The organism is Frankia sp. AiPa1 (assembly GCF_023243075.1).
In the GTDB taxonomy this organism is placed as follows: Bacteria; Actinomycetota; Actinomycetes; order Frankiales; family Frankiaceae; genus Frankia.
The window spans coordinates 1-13,536 of the sequence record NZ_JALKFZ020000168.1; the positions used below are offsets into that span (position 1 = coordinate 1).

Consider the following 13,536-nt stretch of genomic DNA (forward strand, 5'->3'; position numbering starts at 1 on the left):
GAGTTGGACGAGTCGGTGGTGGAGGAGCTGGCCGCGATCAAGACGGTGCGGGGCATCGTCGACTGGATCCTGGCCCGGTCCGCGGGGACCGGCGGCACTGCTGCTGGCGCAGCGGTTCCGGCCATCCACGCTGGCATCGGTGTGGACCAGAACGGCGTGGTGGGTGCCGTCCCATCCGCGGGTGCCGCCCCGTCCGTGGGCGCGCAGGCGCCTGCGGGATTGGATCGGGTGTCGGTTTCGGAGGTGGTGGTCGGGGTGATCGCGGAGCAGACCGGTTATCCGGTGGAGATGCTCGAGCCCGATCTGGATCTTGAGGCTGATCTGTCGATTGACTCGATCAAGCGGACGGAGGTGTTGGGGGAGCTGGCGGGTCGGTTGGGTCTGACGGCGCCGGGTTCCGGTGAGTTGGACGAGTCGGTGGTGGAGGAGCTGGCCGCGATCAAGACGGTGCGGGGCATCGTCGACTGGATCCTGGCCCGCTCCGGCTCAGGAGCGTCCGGCCCGGCCACGCCCGGCCAGGCGCCGGTCATCGACGGGGCCGGGCCCGCCAACGCCGGCCCCCTGAGCGCTGGCCCCCTGACCGCTGGCACCGTGAGCAGCACGACCAACGGCGCCGCGCCGGGCAGCACCGGGCCCCATGGCGGTGGCCACGGTGGTGCCGGGATCGGCGGCAGCGCGCCTGCGGCATCGGCCACGCCCGCGTTCGCCGGACCGGCGTTCGCCGACGTCGCCATGCCCGCAGCCGCTGCCGAACCGACGATTCCCGCTCCTGCCCACCGCGCGCCCGCCCTGGCCGGCGCGTCCGTGGCGGCAGCCGGGGCCGCGGGTGCCGGTGTGCCCAGCGCGTTCCCGTTGCGGCGCTTCGTCGTCGAGGTCGAGGACGTCCCGCCGCCGGCGGACCTGCCCGCTGACCTGCGCGGCGCCCGGTTCCTGCTGGTCGAGGGCGGTCTGGGGGTGGGCCTTGCGCTGGCCACCCGGCTGGAGAAGGCGGGTGGCGAGGTGCGCATCCTCGCCGCCCACGATCCTGGTCTCGTGGACCAGATCCAGGCTGGCGCGGGCACCGACGGCCTGGCCTGGATCGCCTCGGCCGACCCGGATGCCCAGGAGGACGCGGTGCTGCCCGCGGCCTTCCCGGCGCTGCGGGCGGCGGCGCTCGGCGGCTGCCGGCGGGTCCTCGTCGTCACTGGCGACGGTGGCCGCTTCGGCTATCCCACGTCTCCCGCGGCCGCGGCCAGCCGGTCCGGGGCGGGCAGCGGCACCGGGCTCGGGGCGGCCGAGGCCGAGCAGTCCGCGATGCGCCCGACGCGCGGTGCGGGGCTGGCGGGTCTGATCCGCACGATCTCCAAGGAGGCGCCGGGGCTCGCGCTGCGCCTGGTCGACGTGGAGCCGAAGCAGGAGCCGCGCGGCATCGCCGACAGTCTGTTCGCCGAGCTGCTCGCGCCCGGCGGGCCGGTGGTCGTTGGCTACCGTGACCGGGTGCGCGCGGTTGCGCGGGTCCGTCGCGCCCCGGCGGTCGGCGGGGACGCGCTGCCGTCGAACCTTGGCCCGGCCTCGGTCGTGCTGCTGACCGGCGGCGCGCGGGGAATCACCGCGGGCCTCGCGGTGGAACTCGCCCGCCGCACCGGCTGCGCGATCGAGCTGGTCGGACGCACCCCGCTGCCGAGCGGTCCGGAGGACCCGGCGACGGCAGGCGCACCGGACGCCCCGGCGCTGCGCAGGGCCCTCATCGCGGCCGGAGTACGCCGCCCGGCGGAGATCGAGTCCCGGATCTCCCGGCTGCTCGCCGAGCGGGAGGTTCGCGCGACACTGGCCGCACTCGGCCAGTTCGGCTCCTCGGTCCGTTACCACGCGGTGGACGTGCGTGACCCGCTGGCCGTCGCCGGGGTCGTCGCCGACGTGTACGCCCGGCATGGACGCCTCGATGGTCTGGTCCACGGCGCGGGCGTGCTGGCCGACCGGCTGCTGCGGGACAAGACGCCCGAGTCGTTCGAGCGGGTCTACCGGACGAAGGTCGACGGCGCACGGGCGCTGCTCGCGGCGGTGCGCGACGACATCGGCTTCATCGCGTTCTTCGGCAGCGTCGCCGGCGTGTTCGGTAACCGCGGCCAGGTCGACTACTCGGCTGGCAACGACGCGCTGGACACCCTGGCGCGGGCTGCGTCCGGTCGCTTCGCCGGCCGGGTCGTCAGCGTCGACTGGGGCCCCTGGGGCTCCCGCGCCGGCGCCGGGATGGTCTCGCCGGAGCTCGCCCGCGAGTACGCTCGGCGCGGCATCGGCCTCATCGACCCGGACGAGGGTGTCGCCGCACTGCTCGCCGAGCTCGCCGGCCCGGCGGACGGCCCCGCGCAGGTGGTCTACATGTGCGCGGACGCGGAGGCGTTCGATGCCTGATCCCGTCGCCCCCGGCCGTGCTGTCAGCCCCGAGGCCGGCGGCACGGCCGGGGGACGGGGCGGGGCGACGCCGAGCGCCGTGGCGGTCGCTACGCCGATCGCGATCGTCGGGATGTCGGCCCTGTTTCCCGGGGCGGGCGACCTCGACACGTTCTGGCGCAATATCGCCGGTGGGGTGGACGCGGTCGGCGCCGTGCCACCCGGCCGGTTCGATGTCGACGACTTCTTCACCGCCGCGCCCGGCGTCCCCGTGACACCCGGCGGTTCCACCGGTCTGGCCGGGGACGCGGCCGCGGACGGAGGGGCGTTCTACTGCCGGCGCGGCGGGTTCGTCGACGATCTGGCCGCCTTCGACCCGACGGCGTTCGGGATCGTGCCGAACGCGCTGGACTGGGCTGAACCGGACCAGCTGCTCGCGTTGCGACTGGCCGCCGAGGCGATCACCGACGCCGGCGGCGCCGACCGGCTCGGCGACGCGGACCGGGTCGGGGTGGTGCTCGGCCGTGGCGGTTACGTCGGCTCCGGCGTGGCCCGCCTCGAGCAGCGCGTCCGTACCTCCCGCCAGCTCGCCACCACGCTGCGTGAGGTTCTGCCGGAGCTGCCGGCCGACGCGGTCGAGCGGGTCCGCACCGCGTTTCTCGACCAGCTCGGCCCGATCCGGGCCGAGGCCTCGATCGGGCTGGTGCCGAACCTCGCCGCCTCCCGCATCGCCAACCGACTTGACCTGCGCGGACCCGCCTACACGGTGGACGCGGCCTGCGCGTCGTCGCTGATCGCCGTCGAGGCGGCCATGCGTGACCTCGGCGCCCACCGCACCGACACGATGCTGGTCGGCGGTGCGCATCTCGTCCATGAGGCGTCGTTCTGGAGCGTGTTCACGCTGTTGCGGGCGCTCTCGCCGAGCGAGGCTATCCGCCCGTTCGACCGGCGCGCCGACGGCATCGTCATCGGCGAGGGTGTGGGCATGCTTGTGCTGCGCCGCCTCGACGATGCCCTGCGTGACGGCGATCGCGTCTACGCGGTGCTGCGCGGCGCCGGAACGTCCAGCGACGGGCGCGGCGCCTCGCTGATGGCGCCGGACGCGGGCGGCCAGGTTCTGGCCGTGCGCCGGGCCTGGGCGGATGCGGGCCTCGACCCGAGTGCCCCTGGCGCGATCGGACTGATCGAGGCGCACGGCACCGCGACCCCCACCGGAGACGCGGTGGAGCTGGCCACCCTGGCCGAGGTCTTCGGCACCGCCGGGGCCCCGGGCCCGGGTCGCCCGGCCGGCGCGGCGGACATCGGGATCGGGTCCGTCAAGTCCATGATCGGCCATGCCATGCCGGCGTCGGGCGCGGCCGGTCTGATCAAGACGGCGCTCGCCCTGCACCACCGGACCCTGCCACCCACCCTGCACTGCGACGAGCCGCACGCCGCCTTCGCCGGCAGCCGCTTCGCGCCCGTGCGCACCGCGACCGCCTGGGACGAGCCAACCGGCGGCGGCCCCCGCCGCGCCGGGGTCAACGCGTTCGGCTTCGGCGGCATCAACGCCCACCTCGTCGTCGAGGAGGCGCCGACCGGCGCCCCGATCACCGCCGTCCACACCTTCCCCGCACCCGCACCCGCACCCGCCGCCGTGGCCTCCGGTTCTGCCGCTGTGGCCGCCGGCCCTGCCGCCGTGGAGCTCGTGGCGGATCCGAACGCCGAGGCGGTGCTGCTGCTCGCCGGCACTGGGCCGCAGGACCTGCTCGCCCAGCTCGACCGGCCCGACGCCGAGCTGCTCGCCCGCGACGACGCGGCCTGCCCGCCGAGTGGCGGTCCCTGGCGACTCGCCCTGGTCGCGCCGAACCCGCGGCGCCTCGCACTGGCGCGCACCGTCGTCGGACGCGGGACGCCCTGGCGAGGCCGCAACGACCTGTGGTTCACCCCAACCGGCCTGCTGGATCCGGCCAACCCCGACGGCGGTGGACGCACCGCCTTTCTGTTCTGCGGGCTCGAGGACAACTTCACCCCGCGCATCGACGATGTCTGCGCGCACTTCGGCCTGACCGACCCGGGCACGGCGGACACCGCTGTGCTCGGGCAGCACGGGGTGGCCAGCGTCGAGGTCGGACGCGTCCTGGACGTCGCGCTGCGCCGGCTCGGCATCGCCCCGGACCTCGTCGGCGGGCACAGCATCGGCGAGTGGAACGCGATGATCTCCTGCGGGCTGGTTCCCGACGCGTTCGCCGACTCGTTCATCTCCGGGTTCGACGCGGACGCCGTGCAGGTCCCGGGCGTGGTCTTTGGCGCCCTGGGTTGCGGCGCCCAGCAGGCCGGCGAGGTGATCGCCGACCTTGACGAGGTGGTCGTCTCGCACGACAACTGCCCACATCAGTCGATCATCTGCGGGCGGGAGGCGAGCGTACGCACCGCGCTGGACCGGCTGCGCCGGGCCGGCGTCCTCGGCCAGCTCCTGCCCTTCGAGTCCGGCTTCCACTCGCCGTTCTTCGAGCCATACCTGGATCTGGCCCGCGCCAGCCTGGAGTCCACCGCCCTCGTCGAGGCCCAGGTGCCGATCTGGTCGGCCACGACGGCGTCGCCCTACCCGGCCGAACCCGCCGCCGTGCGCGAGCTGGCGCTGCGCCACCTGGTCGAGCCCGTCCGTTTCCGGGAGCTCGTCGACCAGCTGCACGCGTCCGGCGTGCGGGCGTTCGTGCAGGTCGGCGTGGGAAGCATCGCCGGTTTCGTGGACGACACACTGCGTGGACGCGAACACCTCTCCCTGGCCACGAACACGCCGAAGCGCTCCGGGCTCGACCAGCTGCGCCGTGTCGCCGCGTCCCTGTGGGTCGAGGGTGCCTCGCCGCGCCTGGACCTGCTGCCCTGTCGCACCCGTCCCGAGCAGCCGGCGGCCGTCCGCCTGAGCGACGCCGCCTCGTGCCACGCCGCCGCGCCTGGCACCGGGGCGACGGACTCTGGCCGGCGCGTCCAGGTGCCGCACCGGCAGGGAAGAGCCGTTCGGCTGCGCCTGGGGACTCCACTCGTCCGGCTCGGCCCCGCCGCCGGGGATCTGTTGGGCCGGCGGGATGCCACGGCGGCCCCGTCGCCCGCCGCCGCCCCCTGCGCCCCCTCCGTGCCCGCGGTGGCGGCGGTGCCCGTGGCGACCTCGGTGGCCGCGGCTCGCCCCGCCACCGCGGCGCAGGTCGGATCCGCCGTTCCCGCCGTTCCCGCCGTTCCCGCCGTTCCCGCCGCGCCGGCCATGGCCGCGCAGGTCGAAGCGGCGGCTGTCGGGACCGCGCCGGGACATCCGGTGCTGGCCGCGTTGCGGGCCGCGCTGGTGGACGCCGACGCGACGATGGCCGAGGTCGTCGACCAGTGGTCCCGCGACCCGGTGGGATCCCTCTCCTCCCTCGGCCAGGGGGCGCGGCCTGGCCGGCCGGTCCCACCCCTCGTCGCCCGCAGGTCCCCGGCCGGCCGGTCGGTGGCCGCCGGTCACACCCTCGACGCGGCTACGCCCGGCAGCGGCCCTGCCGGCACGACCGCCTCCCGGATCCCGGTCGGGCCCGGTGGGACGGCAGTCCCTGACGGGACAGGAACGCCCGGCGGGACGGGTACGCCGCTGCTGTCGCCGGCGGGGCCCACACGCCCGGGTTCGTCCGCACCGTCCGCACCCCGCGGCCCGGCCGAGGGCCGGACGGGACCGCGCACCGTCCTGCGCCACCTCTCGCTCGCCACGATGCCGCATGTCATCGATCACTGCTTCTACCGGCAGCCGCCCGGCTGGACCACCATGTCCGACCGCTTCCCGGTCGTGCCGATGACCGAGGTTCTCGAACTCATGATCGCCGAGGCGGCGGCGGTCATGCCCGGGCTGGTACCGATCGGCCTGAAGGACGTGCGGGCGCTGCGCTGGCTCGCGATCGAGCCGGCCGTCGAGGTCCCGATCACCGTGAACCCGCTCGGCCCGGTCGGCTCGGACGAGGCCGCCGGCCCGAACACGGCCGGTGCGCGGCCCGTCGAGGCCGTGCGGGTGACCGTGGAGGGGTACGCGCGCGGCACCGTGCTGTTCGCCGCCGACTATCCGGCCGCGCCGGCCACGACGGTCGTCACCGCCGACCTGCCCGGGCAGCCGGCCACGCCGGTCCTGCCCGCCGAACGCGCCTCGCGCAATCAGGGTCCGGACCTCTACCGCGGACGTTTCCTGTTCCACGGTCCTGGCTACCAGGGCGTCGAGCACATCGGGGGGATCTCGGAGGCCGGAATCCGGGGCCGGCTGCGGGTGCCGTCCGCCTCCGGCGCTCTGCTGGACAACGCCGGGCAGCTCTTCGGCTACTGGGCGATGGAGCACCTGGCCGAGGACTCTCTGCTGCTGCCCCAGTCCATCGCGGATCTGCGCTTCTACGGACCACCGCCGGCCGAGGGCGAGGAGGTGGACTGCGTGGTGCGCATCCGCGCGGTCGCCGAGCGCACCGTGGTCGCCGATCTGGAGCTGCGCCGGGTGGGTGGGCCGTGCTGGGCGGTCATCACCGCCTGGACGGACCGCAGGTTCGCCAACGACCCGGTGCTGTGGACGATGGTGCGCGCCCCCGAGATCCACAGCGTCGCGCAGCCCTCCGGCGAGGGCTGGCTGGTCGCGATCGACCGGTGGAGCGAGTCGGCGTCGCGGGAACTGGTCGTGCGCCACTACCTGGACGCGCAGGCCCGGGCGCAACTCGCCGCGCTCAATCCGCGGGCGGCCCGCGGGCGGCTGCTCGGCCGGATCGCCGCCCAGGACGCGGTGCGCCGCCTGCTGTGGGACCGCGGCGCCGGGCCGGTCTGGGGGATCGAGGTCGGGATCGAGCACGGCCCGCTCGGCGCGCCCCGGGTGCGGTCGCTGCCGCGCCGCGCGGGCATCGCGCTGGCCGAACCGCCCTGGGTGTCGCTGGCGCACAAGCCGGAGATCGCGGTCGCTCTGGTGTCGGTCGCGGGCTCGGTCGGGATCGACATCGAACAGATCGTGGCCCGCGCCCCCGGCGTCGAGAAGGCCGCGCTCGCCGCGGCCGAGGCGGAGCTGCTCGACCGGCTCGCCGGGGTGGATCCGGATGCGCGGGCGGTGTGGTTCACGCGGCTGTGGGCGGCGAAGGAGGCCGCGGCGAAGGCGTGGGGAACAGGGCTTGCCGGCCGTCCCCGCCAGTTCGTCGTCGACGGCCCGTACCCGGCACCGGCGGCCTGGGCGTCATCACCGGCCAGCGCCCTGGCCGGCCCGCCTGGCCTGCTCCGGGTCACCGTGCACGGCGATGCCGGTCTGGTCGATGCCGGTCTGGTCGATGCCGGCCTGGTGGACGCCGGGGTGGGGAACACCGGGGTGGGCGGCGCCGGATACGGGCATCACCAGGCCCGGGTGCGCTGGGTGGCGTTGCGTACTGTGGATGGCGCTGGCCGGATTGTGCCCGGGGACGCGCGGATCGGCGCCGACCAACCGGCCGCCGCGGCGCCCGCGGACCGGGCCGGCGTTCCCGCCCGGTACGTGGTGGCCTGGACCTCCCCCGAGATCGAGGCCGACGTCCGCGTCGGCGCGTCGAGACCTATCGAGTGACAGTGCACGGAGCAGCAGCAGTAGGGCCAGGGACGATCATGACCGGCGCGACAGCGGCGACCGGGAGAAAGGTGGCACAGATGGACCGCTCAGCCGTCGAGACGCGGGTGCTCGGGGAAATCATCGAGGACGTCCGGGACGTCATCGGTGAGGAGTACGCGTTCGACATGGAAATCACCATGGAAACGTCGTTCGGTGACGACCTGGAGCTGGAAAGCATCGAGTTCGTCGCGCTCGCCGACCGGCTGCGGGAACGTTATGGCGATGCCGTCGACTTCGTCGGTTTTCTTGCCACCCGGGACGTCGACCAGGTCATCAACATGCGGGTCGGCGAGGTCGTCGAATTCGTCGTCGACAGTCAGCCCGTGCCTGCGACGACCGGTTCGGCCTGACCGACGCCGTACGGAGCCACAGGGGATGCCTCGGGGATGTCCCAGGGGAAATTGGGCGAACGCCGTAAACCAGGTGACCACGGGGCGACGCGCGAGCCGGGTATGTCGGGCGCCCGAGGACACGGTGACCGACCGGGAGAGTGGTGCCAATGAGTGAGATCCGCGCGAACGACGTCCGGCTGCACGTCCAACGGATCGGCCCGCGGGGCCCCGCCATCCCGACCGTCGTGATGCTGCATGGCATGGTCATGGACAACATGTCCAGCTTCTACCTGTCGCTGGGCACGTATCTTTCCGACATCGGCTGTGACGTCATCTGCTACGACCTGCGCGGGCACGGGCGCAGCGAACGCACCCCGGAGGGCTACGCGCTCGCGGACTCGCTCGCCGATCTCAACGGTCTGCTCGACGCGCTCGGCGTGGACCATCCCGTGCACATCATCGGCAACAGCTACGGCGCGACGATGGCGATCGCCTACGGCTGCGAGTTCGGCGAGCGGACGGCGAGTCTGACCCTGATCGAGCCGCCGTTCCTGCTCGAGGGGCTCGGCGAGGAGATGGCGCGCTCGCTGACCCAGATCCTCGCGGCGATGTCCGACGACGAGGTGGAGCTCTGGCTGCATCAGGCGGCTGGGCGGGTCATCGGCCGGGCCACCCGGTCCGCCCGCCGGCTGCTGCAGGAGACGACGATCGCCACCGACATGCTGTCGATGACGCCGTTCTCCGTCGAGGCGCTGGGGCGGCTGAGCATGCCGGTGCTCGCGATCTACGGCGAGAACTCGGACATCATCGGCCAGGCCGAGACCCTCACGTCCGTCGTGCCGGACACCACCCTGGTCGTCCTGGAGCACCACACCCATATGGTGCTGCGGGAGGCCACCGGCTATCTGCGCGAGCTGCTGCGCTGGTGGCTGCTTGGCGACCGGACCACGCCGCGGCCGGTGTACGTGCCCTCGGCGACGAAGCGGTTCGAGACGCCGCAGTGGATCACCGACATGGTTCCGCCGCCCAACCTGAACACCCCCCGCACGGTGACCACCGCGGAGAGCAGTCATAGATGAGCCGGGTGCTGTTTGTCGTCCCTCCGCTGACCGGGCACGTGAATCCGGCGGTGGGCGTTGCCGGTGCGCTTGCCGGACGGGGACATGAGGTCGCCCTCGCCGGGCATGCCGCGGTCATCGGCCACCTGATCCCGCCGGGCATGCGCCTGTACGCGCTGCCGGAGCTTGCCGACGAGTCCGCCCGGGCGGCCATCCTCGCCCGGTCGCACTCGCTGCGGGGGCCGGCGTCGCTGAAGTTCCTGTGGGAGGAGTTCCTGCTCCCGCTGAACACCGCGATGATCCCGGCGATCGAGCGGACCGTCGACGAGTTCCGTCCGGACGTGCTCGTCGTCGACCAGCAGATGATCGGTGCGGCGCTGATCGCCCGGCGCCGCGGCCTGCACTGGGCCACCCTCGCGACCACCTCCGCCGAGTTCGACGACCCGTACGGGGTGCTCGCCGGCCTCGGCCAGTGGGTCACCAGCCTGCTGCGTGACTTCCAGGTCACCCACGGCTTGTCCGAGGCCGAAGCGGACCGTGGTGACCTGCGATTCTCCGACGAGCTCGTGATCGTCTTCTCCGTCCCGGAACTGCTGCGCCGGCCGGAGGCACCCGACGGGCCGACGCTGCCACGCAACTCCATCTTCGTCGGCAGCGCCGCCGGTGGACTGCGCGTGACGGGGGCCCCGTTTCCGTGGGAGTGGCTCGACCCGAAACGGGCCGCCGTGCTTGTCTCGCTTGGTACCGTCACGCGGGAGGCCGGCGGGCGGTTCCTGCGGGCCGCGGCGGAGGGGCTGCTGACTCTCTCCGACCGGGTGCAGGCGATCGTGGTCGCCCCGCCCGGGCTGATCGACGACCTGCGGGCATCCGATGATCTGCTGGTCACCGCGTCAGTGCCGCAGGTCGAGCTGATGGGGAGGCTGTCGGCGGTGGTCTGCCATGCCGGGAACAACACGGTGTGCGAGGCGCTCAGCCATGGCCTACCCCTGGTGGTCGCCCCCGTCCGTGATGACCAGCCGGTCATCGCCGAACAGGTGGTCCGCAGCGGCGCCGGAGTACGGATCAAGTTCGGCCGGGCGGGCGCGCCGATCGTGCGTTCCGCGGTGAGTTCGGTCCTCGATGACCCCGCCCACCGGCGTGCCGCGGAACAGCTGCGGGACGCCTTCCGCGCCGCCGGTGGGGTCGCCACCGCCGCCGACTACATCGAGAAGCTGGTCATATGAGGTGAGGGGGCTGCTCGGCTGGCTGGCCATCGTCGTGTGCGTCGGGCTGATCGCCAACGCCATGCGGCTGCGTGGTCGCCTGCGGCGGCTGGAGACCATTCCCGCCTCCGGCCGGCCGGTCGACCCCCACCACGAGTTCCTCGTCGCCGCCGGGGTGCGGCTGACCGACGGCGCCCGGCGGGCGGCCAGCTATCACGCCAGCCGGGACCAGCTGGACGTCCTCGACCTGATCCCGGCCGACCTGACGGTCGAACGCGCCCTCGACGTCGCCCGGATGGTCGACACCCGCACCTACCGAACCGACCGCTGTGTGCCGGGCCGCGGCGCGTTCCAGGCGCTGCTGGTGCGTTCGGAGATCCTCGACCTGGCCAGGATCACCCCCCGTGAGGACTTCGACCCGGTCGAGCTCGTCGACCTCACCGAACGGCTGAAGCTGTTCGCCTCCGACTCGACCGATCTCGCCGTGCTGCCCGGACTGCGAGCCGCCCGCGACGACGCGGCGATGCGGGCGCGCGTGCAGCAGCGGGTCTACCGCTTCACCCGGCGTTACCAGCTGTTCCCGTTCGTCCCTCAGGTGGCCACCGGCATCGGCCTGCACTACAACCAGGCGGCGGGGCTGGCCGCTCTCGCCCTGTTCTGGTTCCAGCCGTTCGTCGTCTGCGCCGGGCGGGTGCCGCTCAGTCCTCGCGACCTGATCCGCTCGCCGCTGGTGCGAGTCCTCGGCGGGGTGCTGTTCGTCATCGACTCGGTGCGGGCCGCGCGCACCCAGTCCGCGCGGGCCGCGGCGGCCAAGGCCGCGGGACTGCCCGCCGATCCGGCCAAACACGCCGCCCGGGCGCGCACCGCCGCCAGCCGCGACACCTACCACCGTGAGGTCCGCGCCGGCCTTGACCGTTTCCAGCGCTACGAGCGCGACGACTGCCCGTGGTGCGGGTCGACCGAGCTGTCCGTCCGGCTCGTCGCCCCGGACATGCTGCTGCGCAAGCCCGGCGAGTTCCAGCTGGACCACTGCGAGCACTGCGGGCACGTGTTTCTCAACCCACCGCTGAACGCCGCCGGACGGGAGTTCTACGAACGGGACCGCTATGACGGGCTGCGTGCCGACGTCGGCGAGCACGTCCTCGCGTCGATCGCCCGCGACCGGCGCGGCCAGGTCGCAGCCGTCCGGCCGTTCGTGCTGCCCCATACCTGGCTGGATGTCGGTTCCCGGCACGGGCATGTCCCGAACGCGGCCCGCGAAATGTGGCCGGGGACGGTGTTCGACGCTGCCGACACCTCGTCCCGCCTGGCCGAGGGACTGCGCCGGGGCTGGATCGACCACGCCTACCGCGGCTGGCTGTCCGAGATCGCCGATGTGGTCGCCGGCTACTACGACGTGATCAGTATGTTCGGCTACCTGGAAGGGTGCGAGGACCCTTCGGCCGAACTCGATGCCGTCACCAAGGCGCTGCCGACCGGTGGGCACCTGCTGTGCGAGTTGGTCAACGCCGAGTGCGTGCAGGCCCGGCTGCTCGGCCGGTTCTGGTCTGGCTGGGCGATCCCGGAACGGGCTCACTTCATCCCGGTGGACAACCTGCTCGCCGCCCTGGCCGACCGGGGGTTGCGGCCGGTACTCGTCCGCTTCGCCGCTCCGCGTGGGCCCGGGGAGCTCACCCTGGCGCTGCGTTTCGCCGTCAACGCCATCGCGCCGCGGCCAATGCCATGGCTGCGCGGGGCCGCCGGTCCCGTCGCCACGGCGTCCTGGGCGCTGATGATGACGGTCGTCAGCCCCCTGCTGGCGCTGGCCCGGGTCGTCGACCGGCTCTCTCGGCGCTACGTCCACAACCCCCGGCTGGCCAGCACCTGCCTGATCATCGCCCGCAAGGAGCTCTAGCCCGGCCGGTGTGCTGGGGAGCTGGTCGGTTCTCAAGGAACATCTGCCGGTGGCCGCGTTCGAGACGCTCTCGAAACGGCTTGACACTCCGCGGCTCGTCACCGGGCGAGCCTGATCGATGGTGCCCTGCACTGACGATGTGGTCCGTGCCTTTCCAGCGGTTCTGGCTACACCGGCCAGGTCTCGTGGCGCCAGGCGGCGTCCCAGAACATCCACTCGTAGCGGGCGGTCGCGAGGAAGTGCGCGCTGGCCCGTTCCCGCTCGCCAGGTGATGCCGCCGCGCCGACCCGGTCGGTGAGGGCGATGACGCGGTCCGCCACCGCCTGGAACGCCGGGTCGCCGTAGGCGGCGATCCAGCGGGCGTACAGCGGGTCGGGGGAGGACGCGGCGAGCAGTTCCGCGCCGACCCGCGCGTAGATCCAGTAGCAGGGCAGGACGGCGGCCAGCCCCTCGAGGAACGAGCCGCCGTACGCGGTTGCCAGCAGATAGCTGGTGTAGGCCCGGGTGGTCGGCCCGACCGGGTCGCCCGCCGCTACGGCCCGCGCGTCCGCGACCGCGAGCAGGTCGGCGTCCAGGCCGGACTCGGCGAGGGCCTGGCGCAGGTCGGCGTGCATGGCCTGTTCGGCGGCGACGGCCTCGGCGGCATCGGTCGCCAGCGCCCGCACATCGGCCTCGGTCGGTGCCCTGGCCGCGCAGACCGCCAGGGCCCGCGCGTAGTCCCGCAGGTAGTACGTGTCCTGCACGATGAAGTGGCCGAACGCCGACCGGGGCAGGCTTGCATCGGTGAGGCCGGTGAGGAAGGGATGGCGCAGGATCGCCTGGTAGATCCCCTCTGTCGACGCCCAGAGCCGTGCGGTGAACGACTGCCGTGCGGTGAACGACTGCCGTGCGGCGGGCTGCCCGCTGACAGGCTGGTCGTTGGCGGACTCGCGCTCGGCCGACGCGCTGTTGGCGGACCCGCCGCTGACCGATCCGCCGCTGACCGATCCGCCGCTGACCGGTCTGCCGGCCGGCCCGCCGCCGAGGGGTTCGCTGGGGAGGGGCTCGGTGTCGATGGGCTCGGTGCCGATGGGCATGGCGG

The 13,536-nt window shown here is 73.7% G+C and carries 7 protein-coding genes; 6 read left to right on the forward strand and 1 reads right to left on the reverse strand.

Annotation, left to right across the window (positions count from 1 at the left end; translation table 11 throughout):
- From MXD95_RS19900 to MXD95_RS19925, 6 genes are all read left to right on the forward strand, one after another.
- Positions 1 to 2,391: SDR family NAD(P)-dependent oxidoreductase (locus MXD95_RS19900; protein WP_250642183.1), on the forward strand; the 2,391-nt coding region annotated here is incomplete at its 5' end.
- Entirely contained in the window at positions 2,384 to 7,927 is a 5,544-nt protein-coding gene (locus MXD95_RS19905) for a type I polyketide synthase (RefSeq protein ID WP_285223692.1), read from the forward strand. The genes MXD95_RS19900 and MXD95_RS19905, both read left to right, overlap by 8 nt.
- 80 nt (positions 7,928 to 8,007) lie before the next feature.
- Positions 8,008 to 8,319 (forward strand): acyl carrier protein, encoded by a 312-nt coding sequence (locus MXD95_RS19910; RefSeq protein ID WP_250642184.1) that lies wholly within the window; start codon positions 8,008 to 8,010, stop codon positions 8,317 to 8,319.
- Between the two features lie 149 nt (positions 8,320 to 8,468).
- A complete protein-coding gene (locus tag MXD95_RS19915; RefSeq protein ID WP_250642185.1) occupies positions 8,469 to 9,380 on the forward strand; it encodes an alpha/beta fold hydrolase in 912 nt (303 codons plus the stop codon).
- Positions 9,377 to 10,582, forward strand: a complete 1,206-nt coding sequence (locus MXD95_RS19920; protein WP_250642186.1) for a glycosyltransferase — start codon at positions 9,377 to 9,379, stop codon at positions 10,580 to 10,582. The genes MXD95_RS19915 and MXD95_RS19920 overlap by 4 nt, the downstream gene beginning before the upstream one ends.
- A 10-nt stretch (positions 10,583 to 10,592) precedes the next feature.
- Positions 10,593 to 12,455 (forward strand): class I SAM-dependent methyltransferase, encoded by a 1,863-nt coding sequence (locus MXD95_RS19925; protein ID WP_250642208.1) that lies wholly within the window; start codon positions 10,593 to 10,595, stop codon positions 12,453 to 12,455.
- A gap of 167 nt (positions 12,456 to 12,622) precedes the next feature.
- On the opposite strand, the gene MXD95_RS19930 is transcribed toward MXD95_RS19925, so the two are convergent.
- Positions 12,623 to 13,531 carry a TenA family protein gene (locus tag MXD95_RS19930; protein WP_250642187.1) on the reverse strand — a complete coding sequence of 303 codons (909 nt, stop codon included), beginning with the start codon at positions 13,529 to 13,531 and terminating at the stop codon, positions 12,623 to 12,625.
- Positions 13,532 to 13,536: the final 5 nt, after the last annotated feature.